The 18,671-nt window shown below is 70.9% G+C and carries 18 protein-coding genes; 6 read left to right on the top strand and 12 right to left on the bottom strand.

Annotation, left to right across the window (positions count from 1 at the left end; translation table 11 throughout):
* Positions 1–126: 126 nt before the first annotated feature.
* Positions 127–402, top strand: a complete 276-nt coding sequence (locus MFF40_RS02750) for a hypothetical protein (protein WP_147897180.1) — start codon at positions 127–129, stop codon at positions 400–402.
* A 34-nt stretch (positions 403–436) separates the two neighbouring features.
* Here MFF40_RS02750 and mscL read toward each other — a convergent pair whose 3' ends face one another.
* From mscL to MFF40_RS02735, 3 genes are all read right to left on the bottom strand, one after another.
* Positions 437–865 (bottom strand): large conductance mechanosensitive channel protein MscL, encoded by a 429-nt coding sequence (gene mscL / locus MFF40_RS02745; RefSeq protein WP_147857017.1) that lies wholly within the window; start codon positions 863–865, stop codon positions 437–439.
* 68 nt (positions 866–933) lie between these two features.
* On the bottom strand, positions 934–1,773 hold the full coding sequence (locus tag MFF40_RS02740) for a CDP-alcohol phosphatidyltransferase family protein (RefSeq protein ID WP_147897181.1): 840 nt from the start codon (positions 1,771–1,773) through the stop codon (positions 934–936).
* A 6-nt stretch (positions 1,774–1,779) separates the two neighbouring features.
* Positions 1,780–2,490 (bottom strand): phosphatidylserine decarboxylase, encoded by a 711-nt coding sequence (locus MFF40_RS02735; RefSeq protein WP_147857019.1) that lies wholly within the window; start codon positions 2,488–2,490, stop codon positions 1,780–1,782.
* Positions 2,491–2,849: 359 nt separating this feature from the next.
* On the opposite strand from MFF40_RS02735, the gene MFF40_RS02730 reads away from it, so the two are divergent.
* On the top strand, positions 2,850–3,752 hold the full coding sequence (locus MFF40_RS02730) for an NAD(P)-dependent oxidoreductase (protein ID WP_147897182.1): 903 nt from the start codon (positions 2,850–2,852) through the stop codon (positions 3,750–3,752).
* A 27-nt stretch (positions 3,753–3,779) separates the two neighbouring features.
* Here the strand turns inward: MFF40_RS02730 and MFF40_RS02725 are convergent, their stop codons facing one another.
* The 5 genes from MFF40_RS02725 to MFF40_RS02705 all read right to left on the bottom strand — a co-directional run bounded on the left by MFF40_RS02725 (position 3,780) and on the right by MFF40_RS02705 (position 8,708).
* Positions 3,780–4,574 carry an ABC transporter ATP-binding protein gene (locus tag MFF40_RS02725; protein ID WP_147897183.1) on the bottom strand — a complete coding sequence of 265 codons (795 nt, stop codon included), beginning with the start codon at positions 4,572–4,574 and terminating at the stop codon, positions 3,780–3,782.
* Between the two features lie 8 nt (positions 4,575–4,582).
* The gene (locus MFF40_RS02720) at positions 4,583–5,392 is read right to left on the bottom strand and encodes an ABC transporter permease (RefSeq protein ID WP_147897184.1); all 810 of its coding nucleotides are present in this window, start codon (positions 5,390–5,392) and stop codon (positions 4,583–4,585) included.
* A gap of 4 nt (positions 5,393–5,396) precedes the next feature.
* On the bottom strand, positions 5,397–6,371 hold the full coding sequence (locus MFF40_RS02715; RefSeq protein WP_147897185.1) for an ABC transporter substrate-binding protein: 975 nt from the start codon (positions 6,369–6,371) through the stop codon (positions 5,397–5,399).
* A 112-nt stretch (positions 6,372–6,483) separates the two neighbouring features.
* Positions 6,484–8,406 (bottom strand): ABCB family ABC transporter ATP-binding protein/permease, encoded by a 1,923-nt coding sequence (locus MFF40_RS02710; protein ID WP_147854996.1) that lies wholly within the window; start codon positions 8,404–8,406, stop codon positions 6,484–6,486.
* A gap of 98 nt (positions 8,407–8,504) precedes the next feature.
* On the bottom strand, positions 8,505–8,708 hold the full coding sequence (locus tag MFF40_RS02705) for a DUF1127 domain-containing protein (protein ID WP_147854995.1): 204 nt from the start codon (positions 8,706–8,708) through the stop codon (positions 8,505–8,507).
* Between the two features lie 103 nt (positions 8,709–8,811).
* Here MFF40_RS02705 and MFF40_RS02700 point away from each other — a divergent pair, with 103 nt between their 5' ends.
* A complete protein-coding gene (locus MFF40_RS02700; RefSeq protein ID WP_147897186.1) occupies positions 8,812–10,146 on the top strand; it encodes an aminotransferase-like domain-containing protein in 1,335 nt (444 codons plus the stop codon).
* A gap of 8 nt (positions 10,147–10,154) precedes the next feature.
* Here the strand turns inward: MFF40_RS02700 and MFF40_RS02695 are convergent, their stop codons facing one another.
* The gene (locus MFF40_RS02695; RefSeq protein WP_147897200.1) at positions 10,155–11,567 is read right to left on the bottom strand and encodes a LysM peptidoglycan-binding domain-containing protein; all 1,413 of its coding nucleotides are present in this window, start codon (positions 11,565–11,567) and stop codon (positions 10,155–10,157) included.
* A 227-nt stretch (positions 11,568–11,794) separates the two neighbouring features.
* Between MFF40_RS02695 and MFF40_RS02690 the strand changes: the two genes are divergently transcribed.
* Entirely contained in the window at positions 11,795–12,391 is a 597-nt protein-coding gene (locus MFF40_RS02690; protein WP_147897187.1) for an LOG family protein, read from the top strand.
* 132 nt (positions 12,392–12,523) lie between these two features.
* The gene (locus tag MFF40_RS02685) at positions 12,524–14,290 is read left to right on the top strand and encodes a methanol/ethanol family PQQ-dependent dehydrogenase (protein WP_147857013.1); all 1,767 of its coding nucleotides are present in this window, start codon (positions 12,524–12,526) and stop codon (positions 14,288–14,290) included.
* Here MFF40_RS02685 and MFF40_RS02680 read toward each other — a convergent pair.
* Positions 14,265–15,194 carry a LysR family transcriptional regulator gene (locus MFF40_RS02680; RefSeq protein WP_147897188.1) on the bottom strand — a complete coding sequence of 310 codons (930 nt, stop codon included), beginning with the start codon at positions 15,192–15,194 and terminating at the stop codon, positions 14,265–14,267. The two genes, MFF40_RS02685 and MFF40_RS02680, sit on opposite strands and share 26 nt — an antisense overlap.
* Positions 15,195–15,286: 92 nt before the next feature.
* On the opposite strand from MFF40_RS02680, the gene MFF40_RS02675 reads away from it, so the two are divergent.
* The gene (locus MFF40_RS02675) at positions 15,287–16,156 is read left to right on the top strand and encodes an aldo/keto reductase family oxidoreductase (protein WP_147897189.1); all 870 of its coding nucleotides are present in this window, start codon (positions 15,287–15,289) and stop codon (positions 16,154–16,156) included.
* A 12-nt stretch (positions 16,157–16,168) separates the two neighbouring features.
* On the opposite strand, the gene MFF40_RS02670 is transcribed toward MFF40_RS02675, so the two are convergent.
* Entirely contained in the window at positions 16,169–17,398 is a 1,230-nt protein-coding gene (locus MFF40_RS02670; RefSeq protein ID WP_147897190.1) for an ABC transporter substrate-binding protein, read from the bottom strand.
* A gap of 134 nt (positions 17,399–17,532) precedes the next feature.
* Positions 17,533–18,417 (bottom strand): beta-keto acid cleavage family enzyme, encoded by an 885-nt coding sequence (locus tag MFF40_RS02665; RefSeq protein ID WP_147897191.1) that lies wholly within the window; start codon positions 18,415–18,417, stop codon positions 17,533–17,535.
* Positions 18,418–18,671: the final 254 nt, after the last annotated feature.

Genomic DNA, 18,671 nt, shown 5'->3' with positions numbered 1-18,671 from the left:
TCCCGTGCCGGCCCACCGGGCCCCGGAGCGACCCGCTCCGGGGCCCGTCTTCGATCCGCAGGATGCCGGAGGCGCAACGGTTCTCCAGCGAAGCCGTTGATCCGCCACGTGAACCATGAGGCGACCATGAGCCAGGATCCAGGCGACCCCGGCGCGACGCTGCCGGAACCGGTGCGCGATCACCTCGGCCAGCAATTGCGCGGCGTCCTGCCGGTCGGGACCGACAAGCCCCGCTTCCTCGGGGACGATCCGGTTCCGGACGCGTTCGAGCCGCAGATCCGCCGGCTCGAGACCCGGCTGAAGACCCATGAGGAGGGTACCGAGGCGGTCGGCCAGGCTCTCGACCAGATCCTCGACGCCCTGGGCGTGAAGCCAGACGACGCCGACAAGCCTCAGGCTTGAACGGTAAGCCCCCGGTCTGAAACGCGATGCCGCGTCAGACCCGCGGCTTCTCGGCCAGCAGATCGCGGATCTCCGACAGGAGCTTCACGTCCGCCGGGACTTCGGCCACAGCCTCGGGCTTCTTGGCCTCGGCGTTCTGCAGCTTGTTCATGGCCCGGATCACTAGGAACAGCACGAAGGCCACGATCATGAAGTTGATGGTCAACGTCAGGAACTGGCCGTAACCCAAGACGGCGCCTTGCTTCTTGGCGTCCACGTAGGGCAGCCCGGCCTGCACCTTCGATGAGAGCGGGATGTAGTAGTTCGAGAAATCGAGCCCGCCCGTGATCGCCCCGATCGCCGGCATGAACAGGTCCTGCACGGCGGAATTGACGATCGATCCGAAGGCCGCGCCGATGATCACGCCGACCGCGAGATCGACGACGTTCCCGCGCAGGGCGAATGTCTTGAATTCCTCGAGCATGCGCCGTCCCCCACCGATTCCGGGGTCAGACTACGGAAGATCGCCTGGAAAGCCAGCGCGGCTCCCGCCTATCCCCCGGTGATCGCAGGCCCGGCCGGGTCGTCGACCGCGGTGGCCGCCTCGGCCTTGGCGCGACGGCGGTACTGTGCGGCGACCACCGGGATGGTCAGCAAGTAGCCGCCGCTCACCGCCACCAGGGCCTCGAACGGGTAGCTGATCAGGATGCCGAACGCCGCGACGCCGAGCAAAAAGATCGGCAGGACGAGGCTGCGCGGCACCCGCTTGCCCATGGTCTTGCCCGAGAAGGTCGGGACCGTGGACACCACCAGCAGGGCGATGGCGAGCACGTAGATCAGGATCGCCGAGGCGATCCAGCCCTCTGCGCTGAAGCCGAGGAAGTGCAGGTAGAGCGGCAGCATCGCGGTCAGCGCGCCCGCAGGGGCCGGCATGCCGACGAAGAAGTCCTTCTTCCATTCCGGCCGGTTCGGGTCGTCCAGCATGGCGTTGAAGCGGGCGAGCCGCAGCGCCATGGCGATTGCGAAGATCAGCGCCACGATCCAGCCGGCGGATTTCAGGTGGAACAGCGCGAAGCCGTAGAGGATCAGCGCCGGCGCGCAGCCGAAATTCACGAAGTCGGCCAGCGAATCGAGTTCGGCCCCGAAGCGCGAGGTGCCCTTGAGCAGCCGCGCCACCCGCCCGTCGATGCCGTCGAGCACGCCGGCCGCCACCACGGCGATGACGGCGGGCTCGAACTTGCCTTCGAAGGCCAGCCGGATCGCCGTCAACCCGAGGCAGAGCGCCATCAGGGTGATCATGTTGGGCGCGATCATCCGGAACGGCACCGGCTTGAACCGGCGCGGGCGCGGCTCGTTCGGATCCGGCGCGAAGGGCGGGAACAGGTCGTCCATGGCCGTCTAGATCCGCTTGAACTGCCGCCCGGGGCCGCCGCCGAGGTCGGCCAGCACCGTCTCGCCGGCCACAGCCTTCTGGCCGAGCCCGACCAGCACGGTGGCGCCCGCCGGCAGGTAGACGTCCACCCGGGAGCCGAACCGGATCAGGCCGAACCGCTCGCCCACCGACAGCACGTCGCCGGCCGAGACGAACCCGACGATCCGCCGCGCCACCAGGCCGGCGATCTGGACCACGCCGACGCGCTTGGCCTGCCCGGCATGGCTGGTCTCGATCACCATCCCGTTGCGCTCGTTGTCGTCGCTAGCCTTGTCGAGTTCGGCGTTGAGGAACAGGCCGGGCGTGTAGTGGATCTGGCCGATTCGCCCCGAGACCGGCACCCGGTTCACGTGGCAGTCGAACACGTTCATGAACACCGAGACCCGCAAGGTGGGCACCTGCGGCAGGTCGAGCTCGGGCGGCGGCAGCACGGTGGCGATCAGGTTGACGCGCCCGTCCGCGGGCGAGACCACGAGCCCGTCTTCCACCGGGGTGATCCGCTCCGGGTCGCGGAAGAAGTAGCAGACCCAGAGGGTGAGGATCAGGAAGATCCAGCCGAAGAACTGCGAGAAATAGCCGGCCAGCACCGTGAGCACGATGCCGATCAGGATGAAGGGATAGCCCTCCTTGTGGATCGGCACGAGCGTCCGACGGATCGTCTCGATCAGGTCTGTCATCGTGTTCCGGACTCAACGGCGCCGCGGGCGGGCGGACATGTCGGACGCGCGGATGGCAGCCCGCCGGGCCGGCGTCAACGTGTCGGGGCTTTCCGCCTCTCTATCAGACATGCGTCATCGTCCCCACCCGCCTGCCGCGCCGGGGCCCGGTAACCCAACCCCGAGGGACGCGGGATGCCACGGGGACCCTGGCGCCGGCTATGGCTGTACGGCATCCGCGATTGCACCTTCTGCCGGCACCTCTGATACAGGTCCCCCATGATGGGCAGGCCGCGCTCGCGACGACGGCGCGAGCCGAGCGCGGCCGCCCCAGATCGCGCCGCCGGTCCGTCCGCGGCCGCAATGGAGGAAGCCGTCCGGTGCAGAAGCTCGCCATCCTCGGCCTCGGCGCCATGGGCCACCCGATCGCCCGCAACCTCGCGGCCAAGCGCCCGTCCGACTCCGAGACCGTCGTGGCGGTGGATGCCGACCCGGCACGTCTCGCCGGGCTCGACGCGCCGGGCCTCGTCGCGACGGCGGATCCCGCCGCGTTCGAGGGGGCCGAGGTGCTGTTCCTGTGCCTGCCGAACGGCGACGTGGTCGAGGCGGCCCTGTTCGGCGAGGATCGTCTCGCCGAGCGGCTAGCGCCGGGGGCGATCGTGGTGGATCTCAGCACCATCGCGCACGCCAAGGCGCTCGCCATCGGGCGCGCCGTGGCGGCGACCGGGCGGCGTTTCGTCGATGCCCCGGTCTCGGGGGCGCCGGCGGGCGCAGAGGCCGGGACGCTCACGGTGATGTGCGGCGGCGACCCGGAGAGCGTCGCGGCGGTCCGGCCGCTGCTGGAGCGGATCGGCACCAGCGTCCTGCATATGGGGCCGGCGGGCTCCGGCCAGCTCACCAAGACGATCAACAACGTGCTCTACGACATCAATATCGCGGCGCTGGCCGAGGTGCTGCCGATGGCGGTGGCCATGGGGCTCGATCCGGAGCAGATCGCCCAGGTGGTCACCACCGGCACCAGCCGGAGCTACGCGGCGCAATACTTCGTGCCGCGCATCCTCCAGGGCCGCTTCGACGAGGGCTACCCGATGGGCGCGGCCTACAAGGACCTCGTCGCGGCCGCGGCGATCTCGGCCGAGGGCGGCTATCCCATGCCGGTCACGGCCGCCGCCACCGCGACCTACCAGACCGCCCTGCGCCAGGGCCACGGCGACCGCGACAAGGGCGCGATGGTGCTGCCGTTCGAGGCGCTGCTCGGGGTGAAGGTCCGGTCCGGCGGGTAAGCGCCGCGGCTGCGATCCGAAGAAACCTCAATCCACCGCCGGCGCGTGCAGCTCCGCGTCGGTGAAGCGCGCCTGCTCCTCCATCACGAGCTGGCCCAGCTCGCGCTTGATGGCGTTGAAGTCGGCGCTCGCCGGGTCCCGGGGCCGGGGGATCGGCACGGTGACGTCGCGCTTGATGCGCCCGGGCCGGTAGGTCATCACCAGGATCCGGTCGGCCAGGTAGATCGCCTCCTCGATCGAGTGGGTCACGAACACGATCGTCTTGCGCGAATCGGCCCAGATCCGGAGCAGTTCGTCCTGCAGGGTGCGCCGCGTCAGGGCGTCCAGGGCCCCGAACGGCTCGTCCATCAGCATAACCGGCGGGTCGAGGGCGAGGATGCGGGCGATGGCCACGCGCTGGCGCATCCCACCCGACAGGTCCTTCGGGTAGCGGGTGCGGAAATCCGACAGGCCGAGCGTCGCGGTGATGCGGTCGACCGTCTCGGCAGCCTGGGCGCGGGGCACGCCCTTGATGTCGAGGCCGAAGCGGACGTTGTCCTCGACGCTCATCCACGGGAACAGGGCGTATTCCTGGAACACCATGCCCCGGTCCGGGCCAGGTTCGACCACCGGCCTGCCACCCACCGTGATCGTGCCCGAGGTGAGCGGGCTGAAGCCCGCCATCGCGTTGAGCAGGGTGGACTTGCCGCAGCCCGAGGGCCCGAGCAAACACAGGAACTGGCCCTCCGGCACCGTTGCCGAGATGTCCTGAAGGGCGGCGACGCCCGAAGCGCTGCTGCCGAACACCTTGACGGCGTTCGCGACCACGATCTCTGCCGACATCGTCCGGGTTACCGCTCCAGGCCGCGGTGCCAGCGCAGCAGGTGATCGTTGAGGCGGCTCATCGCCCCGTCGATGATCAGGCCGAGGATGCCGATCGTCAGCATGCCGCCGATGATCTTGTCCGACCACATGTATTCCCGAGCCTCGAGGATCCGGTAGCCGAGCCCGTCCGAGACCGCGATCATCTCGGCCACGATCACCACGATGAAGGCGGTGCCGATGCCGATGCGCATGCCGGCGAGCACGAACGGGCTCGCGGCCGGCAGGATCACCCGGCGGAACATCGTCCAGGAGCCGGCGCCGAGGTTGCGGGCGGCGCGGATGTAGATCGAGTCGACCTGACGCACCCCCGCGATGGTGTTGACCAGGACCGGGAAGAAGGTCCCGAGCGCGATCAGGAACAGGGCCGGCGGGTTGCCGAGCCCGAACCACACGATGGCGAGCGGGATGTAGGCGATCGGCGGGATCGGGCGCAGCACCTGGAGCAGCGGGTTGAACAGGGCGTAGAGCCTGTCGTTGGTGCCGAGCACCAGGCCGACCGGCACGGCGAGCCCGGCCCCGATCAGGAAGCCGGAGACGACCCGGGACAGACTGGAGACCGCGTCGTGCGGCATCTCGCCGGAGAACAGCCAGGACAGGTAGCTCTCCTGGCCGGGATCGTACGGCAGGGCCGGCAGCAGGCCGGACCACCATTTCACCGCCACCGCGCTCGGCGGCGGCAGCACCACGGCCGAGACGAGGCCGGTGCGACTCGCCAACTCCCACAGGATCAGCAGCGCGACCGGAACCAGGACGCCGCGAAGGTCGCGCAGGGCCATCGGATCACTCGACCTTCAGGTCGGCCTTGGCCTTGTCGAGCAGATCGAGCTTGACCCACTCGGCATCGCTCTTGGGCGGGTTCTGCATCTTACCCAGCCCGTACTTGACCATGTAGTCGGTGGTGACCTGCATGTGCCCCGCCGGCATGGCGTAGGTGTAGCTCGCGTTGGCCATGCCATCGCGAAAGTCCTGGCTGGTCAGCTGGCCCTTGAACACCTGTTCGCGGACGTATTTCTCGGCGAGTGCCGGGTCGTCGATGAAGGCCTTGGTGGCGGCCACGAACAGGCGCAGCACCTTGGCGGCCACCTCCGGCCGCTCGGTGTACATCTTCTCGGTCATCACCAGGGGCCGCACCGGCTTGCCGATTGGGGTGTCGTAGGGCTTGACCAGCTCGACGCCCCAGCCGGCGCTGATCGCCTGGGTCGATTGCGGCTCCGACTGGCAGATCACGTCGACGTATTTCTGCCCGAGCGCCTGGTTCAGGTCGGCGTAGTTGTTGAAGTAGGTCAGCTGAACGTCCTTGCCGGGACGCTCGGACCAGGTCAGCCCGTGCTTGTCGAGCTCGGCCAGCAGCATCAGGTCCTGCGTGCCGCCGCGGACGGTGGCGACCTTGAGGCCCTTCAGGTCGGCCGCGCTCTTGGCCGGCAGGTCCGGCCGCTTGAGGATGCGCACGCCGCCGTCGGCGAAGCCCGCGACCACCACCAGCTTCACGCCGTTGCCGCGGGCGGCCACCGCGCCGTCGCCCCCGGAAGCCGCGATGTCGATCTGGTCCACGGCCATGGCCGGGTAGATGTCGGCGCCCTTGGCGAACTGGCGCTCGTCGATCTTCAGGCCGTATTTCGGGGCGATCTCCTTCATGTAGGAGATGGCGCCGTAATGGGCGAATTTCAGGTTGCCGAGCCGGACGACATCCTCCGCCCGAACGGTGCCGCCGAGGGCGACCAGCATGGCGCCGGCCGCGATCAGGCCCTTCAACATCGATGTCTCCCCCGACCGGACGGCCTAAGCCGATTCGCAGCGCGGCCTTCGTGATGGGCCGTTTAGCGCAGTATAACGAATACAGCCGGAGAAGTAATCCGCCCCCGCGTGACTACTCCGCCGGTTCCGTCGCCGGCACGGCCCCGCGCCCGGCCCGGATCGGCAGGACCGGGGTGTCGGCGCGCTGAAGCACTTCGAGCGCCGCGTCGGCCTCGCGCTGGCGGTCCCAGAGCGCCGCGTAGATGCCGCCGGCCTCCAGCAATTCGGCATGGGTGCCGCGCTCGGCGATGCGGCCGTGGTCGAGCACCAGGATCGCGTCGGCATTGACCACCGTGGACAGCCGGTGGGCGATCACCAGGGTGGTGCGCCCGCGGCTGACCCGGTCGAGCGCCGACTGGATCTCGGCCTCGGTGAAGGAATCCAGCGCCGAGGTCGCCTCGTCGAGCACCAGGATCGGCGGGGCCTTGAGGATGGTCCGCGCGATGGCGACCCGCTGCTTCTCGCCGCCCGACAGCTTCAGGCCGCGCTCGCCGACCGGCGTGTCGTAACCCTCCGGCAGGCCGGAGACGAAGCGGTCGATCTGGGCGAGCTGGGCCGCCTCGCGCAACTCCGCATCGGTGGCGTCCGAGCGACCGTAGCGGATGTTGTAGCCGATCGTGTCGTTGAACAGCACCGTGTCCTGCGGGACCATGCCGATCGCCGCGCGCAGCGATTCCTGGGTCACCGCGGCGATGTCCTGACCGTCGATGCTGATCCGGCCGGCCGACGGCTCGTAGAACCGGAACAGCAGCCGCGACAGTGTCGACTTGCCCGCCCCCGAGGGGCCGACCACGGCCACCGTCTGGCCGGCCTGGATCTCGAACGAGACGCCGCGCAGGATCGGCCGCTCCGGCGTGTAGGCGAAGCGCACGTCCTCGAACCGCACCGTGCCGCCCGCCACGCTCAGCGGCGCGGCGCCGGGCCGGTCGGCAATCTCGGGGTTCTGCCCGAGGATGCGGAACATGTCGTCGATGTCGATCAGCGCCTGTTTGATCTCGCGGTAGATCATGCCCATGAAGTTCAGGGGCATCGACAACTGCACCAGCAGGGTGTTGGCCAGCACGAAGCCGCCGATCGTCGTGCGCCCGGCCAGGATGTCCCGGGCCGCGAGCCACATCACGATCGTCATCCCGATGGTGAAGATCACCGCCTGGCCGGCATTAAGCACGGCCAGCGACACGTAGGTCTGGGTCGAGGCCTTTTCGTATTTCGCCATCGACACGTCGTAGCGGGCGGCTTCGCGGGCCTCCGCGCCGAAATACTTCACCGTCTCGTAGTTGAGCAGCGAGTCGACCGCCTTGGTGTTCGCGTCGGTATCCGAGGCGTTCATCCGGCGGCGGATGGCGATCCGCCACTCGGTCGCCTTATAGGTGAAGGCCAGGTAGGCCCCGACCGTGAGGAACGCCACCAGCGCGTAGCGCCAGTCGAACTCGTAGGCGAGGACGCCGAGCACCAGCGCGAACTCGACGATGGTCGGCACCAAAGTCAGCACCATCAGGCGCGACAATTCCTCGATGCCGGCGCGGCCGCGCTCGAGCACCCGGGTGAGACCGCCGGTCTTGCGCTCCAGGTGGAAGCGCAGGGACAGGCGGTGCATGTGCTCGAAAGTCCGGAGCGCCAGGCGGCGCACCGCGTGCATCGCCACCTTGGCGAACAGCCCGTCGCGCACCTGGGTCAGCGCCGACATGGCGATCCGCGACACACCGTAGAGGGCGATGAGCAGCATCGGGGCCGCGAACAGGCCCGTGGGCAGCGGCGCGTCCTTCCCACCGATCGCGGCTACCAGCGCGTCGGTGATCCACTTGAAGGTGAACGGGGTCACCATGGTCACGAGCTTGGCCGCGAGCAGCAGCCCGAACGCCAGGAACACCCTGCGCTGCAGGTCGGGCCGGCCGTGCGGCCACAGGTGCGGCCAGAGGCGCCGATAGGTGGCGAGCAGCCCGGGGCGCTCGGCCGGGTGTGCGGACCCGGCCGGGGGCACGGTGTCGTCGGTCATGCGGGATTCGATGCAGGAGGAACGGCGGGAGGAAGGATCTTCCACCCGCATATAGGTCCGTGGAACGGACCGGGCACCCGCAGCCGCCGCAGGGCCGGTCATCCTCTCCAGAACGGCTTCCGGATTTCGCGGCGCAGGTGCCAGGGTTCGATGCCGGCATCCCGCAGCTGGTCCGGATGCAGGGCGGCGAGCAACCTCCGGGTCCGGATGCGCTGGAGCCAGAGACCCAGCAGGGATGGGACGGCGGACCGGCTCGCGGAGCGCGCAGGCGTGGCCGCGGACGGCAGGGTGACGATCGACATGGCGTAGGTTCCGGTGACGGGACGCAGTCCGGCCGGGATTGCGGGCGCAGGATTGAACCGATAGATATCTCGGATCAATCGAAACATTGCACTCGGAGCAATGATGCGGGCTTCGGATTATCGCACCGTCGCGGACGCGGTGGCCGGCGAGATCGCCTCGGGGCGCCTGCGCCCGGGCGACCGGCTGCCGCCGCAGCGGGACTTCGCCTATGCCCGGGGCATCGCTGTCTCGACGGCGAGCCGGGTCTACGCGGAACTGGGCCGCCGCGGGCTCGTGACCGGCGAGGTCGGACGCGGCACCTTCGTCCGCTCCGAGCCCGGCCAGGCCGTGCGGCTCCAGCCGGAGCCGCCCCCGGCGGCGATCGACCTGCAGCGGACCCATTCGCGCCTGCCGGAACAGGAGGTCGTGCTGGCCGAGACCCTGGCGGCCCTGGCGGGCGCGGGCGCCGAGATCGGGTTCAGCCAGTACGGCCCCGCGGGGACGCCCCGGGCCCGCAGAGTCGCGGCCGACTTCCTCGCCCGCGACGGCTACGCGCCCCGGGCCGCCGACATCCTGTTCACCGGCAACGGCCGGCAGGCGCTCGCCGCCGCCCTCGCGGCCCTGGCGGCGCCGGGGGAGCGGATCGGCTGCGAGCCGCTGACCTATCCGGCGGTGCGGGGCATCGCGGCCCGGCTCGGGATCACCCTGGTGCCGCTGGCCATGGATGCGGAGGGCGTATGCCCCGACGCGCTCCTCCAGGCCCATCGGGCGACCCCGTTGAGCGGTGTCTATCTCCAGCCGACCCTGCAGAACCCGCTCGGCGCGACCATGGGCACCGCGCGGCGGGCCGACCTCGCCGGGATCCTCGACACGGTCGGCCTCACCGCCATCGAGGATGCAGTCTACGGCTTCCTCGCCGACGCGCAGCCGCTCGCCAGCCTGGCGCCGGACCGGACGATCCTAGTGGACAGCCTGTCGAAGCGGGTGATGCCGGCCCTCACCGTCGGGCTGATCGCCGGGCCCCCGCACCTGACCGACCGGCTCGCGGCCTCGGTGCGACAGGGCGCCTGGACCGCGCTCGGGCTGTCGCTCGCGGCCGGCATGCACTGGATGTCCGGCGGCTCGGCGGCGACGCTCGCGGAGGCCAAGCGCCGGGACGCGGCGTCGCGCCAGACCCTCGCCCGGGAGATACTAGGAGGACTCACGGTGGTCGGCGACCCCCGCGCCTATCACCTCTGGCTCGCATTGCCCGAAACCTGGCGGGCCGAAGCCTTCGCGGCCGCCGCGTTGCGCCGGGGCATCGCGCTGCTGCCGGCCGCGGCCTTCGCGGTGCATCCCGGCCACGCGCCGAACGCGGTCCGCCTCGCCCTGGCGACGCCGTCGCCGGAGGACCTGTCCGAGGCGCTCACGACCCTGCGCCGTCTGGCCCTCTCGGAGGACGACCAGATCGTGGAGTGACGGGGGCGTCAGCCCCGCTTGTCGGTCGGCAGGATGAAGATCTGGCCCGGGTAGATCCGGTCCGGGTCGCGGATCTGGCCCTGGTTGGCGTCGTAGATCACGGTATAGCGCTCGCCCCGGCCGTAGGTGCGCTGGCTGATCCGCCAGAGGTTGTCGCCCCGGGTGATTTTTGCCGTGGTGATCTCGGGCACGAACACCGCGCCGGCCCCGGCGGGGCTACGCGCCCCAGCGGCATCCCGGCTGAGGGCGGAGGGTGTCTCGGTCTGGCCGGCGCCGTCGTCCCGGGAACGGACCCCGCCCTGCCCGGCTGCGGAGGCGGCCGACCGGGCGGACGGACCCTGCGGCCGATCCTGCCCGGCACCTTCGCCGGCGGCGACGCGGGTCGGCTCGGGCACCGCGAGCGGCACCTCGGCGCGGGTGGAGACCTTGCCGGTGCGGGGATCGATCTGGTCGATCCGCACCTGATACTGGCCGGGCTTGACCCCGCGGCCGATCGTGAAGCTCGCCCGCCCGTCCGGCCCGACGCTACCCGGGGCGATCAGCGTGTCGTTGAGGTAGAGCCGGAGCTTCGCGCCCGGAATCCCGGTGGCGGTCACGAACAGCCGGCCGCTCTCCTGCACGTCGACGCTGACGATCTTGGCGGCCGGCGCCTTGCCGTCGGCCGTGGCCTTCGCCTCGGTCCCGGCCGGTGCCGCCGGCCCGGGGGCGCCGGGCTGCGACAGCACCACCGTCGCGGCATCCGGGGCGGTCAGCGCCACCAGGGGTTGGCGGTCGCGGCCCGGGGCGACGTCCACCGCCACGCTCTGGCGCGAGTCGGCGGTGTGGCCGCCCTTGGTGGTCATGCGCAACCGCAGGGCGCTGGAGCCCGCCGGCAGCGCCGGCGGCACCAGGGCGAACTGGCCGTTGGCGTCGGCGGTCGCCCGGGCCACGGGCTTGCCGTCGACCAGCATCTCGATGACGGCATCCGGCGCGCCGCGCCCGGCCACCACGGCGTCGCCGTTCGGCTCGACCCGGACGATATCGAAGCGCGGCACCTCGGCGGCGTCGGGCTCGGCCGGCTTGCCGTCGGGCGCCGCCCGGTCGGCCGTGCGCGCCGGGCCCGGTGCCGGATCGCCGGCGTTGCGCGCGTCCGAACGGGTGTCGCCGGGCTTGACGTCGCCGGGCTTGGCACCATCCGGCCTGCTCGCCCCCGACGTGTCGTCGCGGAAATCGATGGGCGGCGCGCCGGATTCGGCCGTCGCCCCGGGGTCGGCCAGGCTCCGCAGGCCGCCCTGCGGCGCGGTGGCGGCGGGCGGCTCGGGATCGTGCCGGCCGATCATCCGCCGCAGGGACTCGCCGCCGAACAGGACCAGCACGAGGCCGAGACCGCCGAGGAGGCCGGCGAGCGCCAGGGCGAGACTGCGCCGCACCTGTCTCGACATCGCCACAAAGGCCTCCCTGCTCGTCCGGCCGCCCGGCGAATGGGCAACCTGCCCGCTCAAAAACCGTCGACTGCGGCGCCCATAATACCGTACATGGTCCCGACACCAAGCCGTCCCGCCGCTCCGGCGGGTGAATCCCACGCGAATTCAGCAGTTTGGCGCGTGGAGCGCCGGGCGCGGGGGTCTTTCTCGACGGCTCGCAACGGTTGCGTGATGGAGGGCGCCGGATGGCCCCGGTGAGGACTGTCTGTGTCTATTGCGGCTCCGGCTTCGGCGGAGACCCGGCGTTTCGCGAGGCCGCGGAGACCCTGGGCACGGCGATCGCACAGGCCGGGATGGGCCTGGTCTACGGCGGCGGCGACGTCGGGCTGATGGGCGCCGTGGCGCGCGCCGCCCTGGCGGCGGGCGGCCACGTCACCGGCATCATCCCGGACTTCCTGCAGGCGCGCGAGCACATGCTCGACGCCGTGCAGGAGACCGTGGTTGTGCCCGACATGCACACCCGCAAGCGTCTGATGTTCGAGCGCTCGGACGCCTTCGTGACCCTGCCGGGCGGCATCGGCACCCTGGAGGAACTGGTCGAGCAACTCACCTGGGCGCAACTCGGGCGGCACCGGAAGCCGGTCGTGCTGGTCTCGGTGGCCGATTTCTGGGCGCCGCTGCTCGACCTGTTCGAGCACATGCGCGGCCACGGCTTCATCCGCGAGGGGCTGGACCTCAGCTACACCGTCGCCCGGGACGCGGCCGCGGTGGTGCCGCTGCTGCGCGAGGCCGGCCACGAGCCGGACCCCCAGGCCGAGGAGATCGTCAAAGAGCGGATGTGAGGCCGGGCCCGGACGCTTGGCTGCTCGGTCCCCTCGGACGCTTGGCCGCGCCGGCGTCCGTGAGGTCGGTGCGACAGGTCGGTGTATGAGGCCGGCGCCGCCGCACGGGGCGGCGGCAGGCGGAGTCCGAGCATGCGCGTCCCGATCCTGGCGGCCCTGGCGCTCGTCTGCCTCGCCGCCGCGGCCTCCGCGCAGGCGCCGCCGGTCCTCCAGACCCTCGATTACGCCAACACCCGGTATTCCGACCTCGCCCGGATCGACGCCGGCAACGTCTCGCGCCTGAAGGTCGCCTGGACCTTCTCCACCGGCGTGCTGCGCGGGCACGAGGGCGCCCCGATCGTGGTCGGGAACCGGATGTTCGTGCACACCCCGTTCCCGAACGTGGTCTACGCACTCGATCTCGACCACGACGGCAGGATCCTCTGGCGCTACGCCCCGCGCCAGGATGCGAGCGTGATCGCGGTGATGTGCTGCGACACGGTCTCGCGCGGCCTCGCCTACGCGGACGGGCGGCTGTTCCTGCAGCTGGCCGACACCACGGTCGTGGCCCTGGACCCGGAGAGCGGCGGGGTCCTGTGGTCGGTGAAGAACGGCGACCCGGCCCGGGGCGAGACCAACACCGCCACGGTCCTGCCGGTGCACGGCAAGCTCATCGTCGGCATCGCCGGGGGCGAGTACGGCGCCCGCTGCCACGTCACCGCGTACGATCAGGCCACGGGCCGGCGCCTCTGGCGCGCCTACGCCACCGGGCCGGATGCCGACATGCTGGTCGATCCGGACAAGACCACCGAACTCGGCCGCCCGATCGGCCGGGATTCCTCGCTCACGAGCTGGGAGGGCGACCAGTGGAAGATCGGCGGCGGCTGCAGCTGGGGGTGGTTCTCGTACGATCCGGCGCTGAACCTCGTCTATTACGGCACCGGCAACCCGGCGACCTGGAACCCGGCCCAGCGCCCGGGCGACAACCGGTGGACCATGGCGATCTTCGCCCGCGACCCCGACACCGGGCTCGCCCGCTGGGTCTACCAGATGACGCCCCACGACCAGTGGGACTACGACGGCGTCAACGAGATGATCCTCACCGAGCAGGTGATCGACGGACGCCCGCGCCGGGTGCTCACCCATTTCGACCGTAACGGCTTCGGCTACACCCTCGACCGCGCGACCGGCGCGGTGCTGGTGGCGGACAAGTTCGACCCGAGCGTCAACTGGGCGAGCCGGATCGACCTGGACCGCGCCTCCCCGGGCTACGGGCGGCCGGTGGTGGACAAGCGCTACGCGCCCGGCGAGGCCGACGAGGAGGAGGTCACCAAGAACATCTGCCCGGGGGCGCTCGGCGCCAAGAACCAGCAGCCGGCGGCCTACTCGCCGGTCACCCGGCTGTTCTACGTGCCGACCAACCACATGTGCATGGATTACGAGGCGTTCCGGGTGAGCTACACGCCGGGCCAGCCCTATGTCGGCGCGACGCTGACCCTGCACCCGCCCGAGGGCTCCGACCGGACCGGCGCGTTCATCGCCTGGGACGGGGCCAAGGGAAAAATCGCCTGGACGATCCCGGAGCCGTTCTCGGTCTGGTCCGGGGCGCTCGCCACCGCCGGCAACGTCGTCTTCTACGGCACGCTCGAAGGTTACCTGAAGGCGGTCGACGCCCGGGACGGGCACGAGCTGTACCGGTTCAAGACGCCGTCCGGCATCGTCGGCAACGTCACCACCTACCAGCACAACGGCCGGCAATACGTGGCGGTGCTGTCCGGGATCGGCGGCTGGGCGGGCATCGGGCTGGCCGCCGGACTGACCGACCCGGCGGACGGTTCGGGCGCAGTCGGCGGCTACGCGGCCCTGTCGCGGTACACCGCGCCCGGCGGCCAGCTCACGGTGTTCGCCCTGCCGGAGTGAGCCCGCGCGGACCCGTGCCGACGAAGTCCACGAACGCCCGCAGCGGCGCCGGCAGGTGCCGGCGGCCGGGATAGTAGAGGAACGGGCCGGAGAAGACCTGCCACCACGGTTCCAGCACCGGCTCCAGGGCGCCGCCGTCGAGCTGGGGGCGCAGCCAATCCTCGAACAGGTGGATGATCCCGGTTCCGGCCACCGCCGCCGCGACCGCGAGGTCGCTGGCGCCGACGCGCACGATCAGCGGGCCGGACGGATCCACGCGGACGATCTCCCCGTCGCGCTCGAACTCCCACGGCGCCGTCAGGCTGCCGCTCGGGAACCGGCCCAGCAGGCAATCGTGGGCCAGGAGGTCGCGCGGATGCTGCGGGCGCCCGCGCCGGTCGAGATAGGCCGGGGCCGCCGCCGTGGCGAAACGCTGCCGCCGCGGGCCGATCGGCACCGCGATCATGTCCTGCTCAAGCCGCTCGTCGTAGCGGATGCCGGCGTCGCAGCCGGCCGCCAGCACGTCCACGAAGCCGTCCTCGACGACCAGTTCGAGCCGGATCTCGGGATAGGCGGCCAGGAAGGGCGGCACGATCGCGGGCAGGACGAGGCGTGCCGCGCTCAGCGGCACGTTGAGCCGGAGCGGTCCGGCCGGCCGGTCGCGGAACCCGTTCACCACGTCGAGGGCGGCCTCGACCTCTCCGAGCGCCGGGCCGAGCCGCTCCAGCAGGCGGGCGCCGGCCTCGGTGGGCGCGACGCTGCGGGTGGTCCGGTTCAGGAGGCGCACGCCGAGGCGCGCCTCGAGCCGGCGCACCGCCTCGCTGAGGCTCGACGCGCTGCCGTTTCCGGTGCGGGCGCCCTCGCGAAAGCCGCCGGCCCGCGCCACGGTCACGAAGGCGGCCAGGTCTGATAGATCCATCGTCATCGTTCGAGATCCCGCACAGCCCGTGCCGAACATCACCGCTTATCCGGTCAGGCCGTGCCGTCTACATCCGGGGCGCACACAGGAGATTCGCCATGACCGACATCGCGCAGGCCGGCACGTTCGCGCTCGGGGACCGCACCGTGAAACGCCTCGGCTACGGGGCCATGCAACTCGCCGGGCCGGGCGTCTACGGGCCGCCGAAAGACCGCGGGGCGGCCGTCGCGGTGCTGCGCGAGGCTGTGGCCGAGGGGGTCGATCACATCGACACCAGCGACTTCTACGGGCCGCACGTCACCAACCAGATCATCCGCGAGGCGCTCCATCCCTATCCCGACGATCTGGTGATCGTGACCAAGGTCGGCGCCAAGCGCGGGCCGGACGCTTCGTGGAACCCGGCCTTCTCGACGGAGGAACTCACGCAGGCCATCCACGACAACCTGCGCAATCTCGGCGTCGACGCCCTCGACGTGGTCAACCTGCGCCTGATGTTCGACGCCCACGGCCCCGCGGAGGGATCGATCGAGGCGCCGCTCACCGTGCTGGCGGAGCTGCAGCGCCAGGGGCTGATCCGGCGGATCGGGCTGAGCAACGCGACGCACGCGCAGGTCGCCGAGGGCCGGCGGATCGCCGAGATCGTCTGCGTGCAGAACCAGTACAACCTCGCGCATCGGGCCGACGACGCCCTGATCGACGCGCTGGCCGAGGCCGGCACCGCCTACGTGCCGTTCTTCCCGCTCGGCGGCTTCAGCCCGCTGCAATCCACCGCCCTGTCGGAGGTCGCAGCCGAACTCGGGGCGACGCCCATGCAGGTGGCGCTGGCCTGGCTGCTGCGCCGGGCGCCCAACATCCTGTTGATCCCGGGCACCGGCTCGCTCGGCCACCTGCGCGAGAACCTCGCGGCGGCCGCACTGAGCCTGCCCGAGGACGCGATGGCCACGCTGAACGGGATCGGGGCCGCCTGACCGCCTGAACGCCTACTTGGCCTGGAGGCCGGCCACCATCGGGCAGCCGCCCTCGCTCATCGGCCGGAACGCCTGCTCGGCCGGGATCGTCTCCAGCACCTTGTAGAGGTCCCATTCGCCCTTCGACTCGGAGGGCGCCTTGGCCTCGAACAGGTACATCGGGTGGATCTTGCGCCCGTCCGGCCGGATCGTGCCCTTGCCGAACAGGGGATCGTCGGTGGGCAGTTCCTTCATCTTGGCGACCACGGCGGCGCCGTCCTTGGCCGACCGCAGCGCCGCCACGGCCTTCAGGTAGTGCAGCATGCTGGCGTAGACGCCGGCCTGGTACGAGGTCGGCTTCCGGCCGGACATGCGCGCGCCGAACCGTTCCGCGAAGGCCCGGGTGCCGTCGTTGAGGTCCCAGTAGAACGAGGCGGTGAATTCGAGGCCCTGGGCGACTTCGAGGCCGAGGGAATGGATGTCGGTGATGGCGATCAGCAGAGCGGCGAGCGTCTGGCCGCCCTGGCGGATGCCGAATTCGTGCGCCTGCTTGATCGCGTTGGCCGCGTCGAGGCCGGCATCGGCGAGGCCGATCACCTGCGCGCCGGAGGCCTGCGCCTGGAGCAGGAACGAGGAGAAATCGGGGTTCGGGAAGGGGGTGCGCACGCCGCCCACGACCGTGCCGCCGTTACCCACCACCACCGCCTTGGTGTCGCGCTCCAGGGCGAGGCCGAAGGCGTAGTCGGCGGTGATGAAGTACCAGGACTTGCCGCCGCGCTTGAGCATCGCCTTGCCGGTGCCGTTGGCCAGCGCGGCGGTGTCGTAGGTCCAGTGGACGGTGTTGGGGGTGCAGGCCGGGCCGGTCAGGTCGGCGGTGCCGCCGCCCGAGTTGATGAAGGCCTTGTTCTTCTCCTTGGTGATCTGCGCCACCGCGAGCGCCACCGAGGAGGTCGGCACGTCGAACACCGCGTCGACCCCGTCGCGGTCGTACCATTGCCGGGTGATCGAGGCGCCGACATCGGGCTTGTTCTGGTGGTCGGCGGCTACGACCTCGACCTTCAGCCCCTGAGCCTCCGGCTTGAAATCCTCCACCGCCATGCGGGCCGCCACCACCGCGCCCTCGCCGGTGGAATCGAAGTAGACCCCCGAGCGGTCGTTCAGCACGCCGATCTTCACCGGCACGAGGTCGGCCGCGAGTGCCGCCCCGGCCCCGAGCGCGCACAGAAGCCCCGTCAGTGCCGCGACGCGGTGGCGGACCGTCATGTCTCACTCCCTGTTTCTTTGATCGCGGCGGCGTTGTTCGCCGCTCGGATGTCGTCCGAATGCAGTCTAGGCGGACCGGATCGGAGCCGATACCGGCCGGTGAGAGGATGCGGGCGATCCGTCAGGGCCTCCCCTCACCCGCGCGGCGCCAGCCCGAAGATCGCCCGCGCCTCGTCGGGCGTGGCCGGTTCGCGGTCGAGATGGGCCAGCAGGCTGACGGCCTTCTCCACCAGGGCGGCGTTGCTGGGCGCGAGCACGCCCCGGGACAGATAGAGGTTGTCCTCCAACCCGACCCGGACGTTGCCGCCCATCCCGGCGGCCACCGCCAGGATCGGAAACTCCTCCCGGCCGATGCCGAAGGCCGACCAGACCGCGTCCTCGGGCAGCCGGGCTCGCATCGCCACCAGCGCCTCGGCGGTGGCGGGCGCGCCCCAGGGGATGCCGAGGCAGATCTGGAACAGGGGCGGCCGCGCCAGGTGCCTCTCGGCGATCAGGTGCCGGGCCAGCTCGATCTGGCCGAGATCGAACACCTCGATCTCGGGCCTCACCCCGGCCTGGCGGATCTGCGCCGCCATGGCCCGCAGATGCGCGGGGGTGTTGAGGAACAGGTGCTCGCCGAAGTTCATCGTGGCGACGTCGAGGGTGCAGATCTCGGGGCGTAGCGCCGCGACGTGCCGGGTCCGGGTCTCGGGCGACGCGAAGGTGGTGCCGGGGCCGGCCAAAGACGGGTCGGGATCGCCGGGCACGAACCGGCCCCCGGCCCCGGTGGTGAGGTTGAGGATCACGGCCTCGTTCTTCTCGCGGATCCGCTCGACCACTTCGCGGTAATGGGCCAGCTCCATGCTGGGCGCGGCGGTCTCGGGATCGCGGACATGGATGTGGACCACCGCGGCCCCGGCGGAGGCGGCCTCCAAGGCGGATCGCGCGATGGCCTTCGGGCTCACCGGCACCGCCGGGTTCTTCTTCGTCGTGTCGAACGAGCCCGTGAGGGCGCAGGTGATGACGGTCGTCCGCGACATTTTTTTCTCCCTGGCCCTGATGCTGACGGGAGGTGGACCGACCCATCAGGTTCTTCGGCAAGCTTTTGAAACGCGGCGCTTTCGCCCTCCCCGCAAGGGCTGCCGGATACACAGGCCTCCGTCGTCGAATGAACTCATGCCGTCGCCCGTGAAGGGCGCGGGTCCCCTCTCCCGTGCGGGAGAGGGACAGGGTGAGGGATATGACCTCTCCGGAAAGACCTGATCCCTCACCCCAACCCTCTCCCGCACGGGAG

Origin of the sequence: Methylobacterium mesophilicum, assembly GCF_022179445.1 — a bacterium.
In the GTDB taxonomy this organism is placed as follows: Bacteria; Pseudomonadota; Alphaproteobacteria; order Rhizobiales; family Beijerinckiaceae; genus Methylobacterium; species Methylobacterium mesophilicum.
Note: the sequence above shows the minus strand (reverse complement) of the source record. Positions and strands in the feature narration are given on the sequence as shown.

What these genes read in the sequence shown, in the direction of transcription:
- MFF40_RS02750 (WP_147897180.1), top strand. Translation starts at nt 127, where the DNA reads ATGAGCCAGGATCCAGGCGACCCCGGCGCGACGCTGCCGGAACCGGTG.
- mscL (WP_147857017.1), bottom strand. Translation starts at nt 865, where the DNA reads ATGCTCGAGGAATTCAAGACATTCGCCCTGCGCGGGAACGTCGTCGAT.
- MFF40_RS02740 (WP_147897181.1), bottom strand. Translation starts at nt 1,773, where the DNA reads ATGGACGACCTGTTCCCGCCCTTCGCGCCGGATCCGAACGAGCCGCGC.
- MFF40_RS02735 (WP_147857019.1), bottom strand. Translation starts at nt 2,490, where the DNA reads ATGACAGACCTGATCGAGACGATCCGTCGGACGCTCGTGCCGATCCAC.
- MFF40_RS02725 (WP_147897183.1), bottom strand. Translation starts at nt 4,574, where the DNA reads ATGTCGGCAGAGATCGTGGTCGCGAACGCCGTCAAGGTGTTCGGCAGC.
- MFF40_RS02720 (WP_147897184.1), bottom strand. Translation starts at nt 5,392, where the DNA reads ATGGCCCTGCGCGACCTTCGCGGCGTCCTGGTTCCGGTCGCGCTGCTG.
- MFF40_RS02715 (WP_147897185.1), bottom strand. Translation starts at nt 6,371, where the DNA reads ATGTTGAAGGGCCTGATCGCGGCCGGCGCCATGCTGGTCGCCCTCGGC.
- MFF40_RS02710 (WP_147854996.1), bottom strand. Translation starts at nt 8,406, where the DNA reads ATGACCGACGACACCGTGCCCCCGGCCGGGTCCGCACACCCGGCCGAG.
- MFF40_RS02705 (WP_147854995.1), bottom strand. Translation starts at nt 8,708, where the DNA reads ATGTCGATCGTCACCCTGCCGTCCGCGGCCACGCCTGCGCGCTCCGCG.
- MFF40_RS02700 (WP_147897186.1), top strand. Translation starts at nt 8,812, where the DNA reads ATGCGGGCTTCGGATTATCGCACCGTCGCGGACGCGGTGGCCGGCGAG.
- MFF40_RS02695 (WP_147897200.1), bottom strand. Translation starts at nt 11,567, where the DNA reads ATGTCGAGACAGGTGCGGCGCAGTCTCGCCCTGGCGCTCGCCGGCCTC.
- MFF40_RS02690 (WP_147897187.1), top strand. Translation starts at nt 11,795, where the DNA reads ATGGCCCCGGTGAGGACTGTCTGTGTCTATTGCGGCTCCGGCTTCGGC.
- MFF40_RS02685 (WP_147857013.1), top strand. Translation starts at nt 12,524, where the DNA reads ATGCGCGTCCCGATCCTGGCGGCCCTGGCGCTCGTCTGCCTCGCCGCC.
- MFF40_RS02680 (WP_147897188.1), bottom strand. Translation starts at nt 15,194, where the DNA reads ATGACGATGGATCTATCAGACCTGGCCGCCTTCGTGACCGTGGCGCGG.
- MFF40_RS02675 (WP_147897189.1), top strand. Translation starts at nt 15,287, where the DNA reads ATGACCGACATCGCGCAGGCCGGCACGTTCGCGCTCGGGGACCGCACC.
- MFF40_RS02670 (WP_147897190.1), bottom strand. Translation starts at nt 17,398, where the DNA reads ATGACGGTCCGCCACCGCGTCGCGGCACTGACGGGGCTTCTGTGCGCG.
- MFF40_RS02665 (WP_147897191.1), bottom strand. Translation starts at nt 18,417, where the DNA reads ATGTCGCGGACGACCGTCATCACCTGCGCCCTCACGGGCTCGTTCGAC.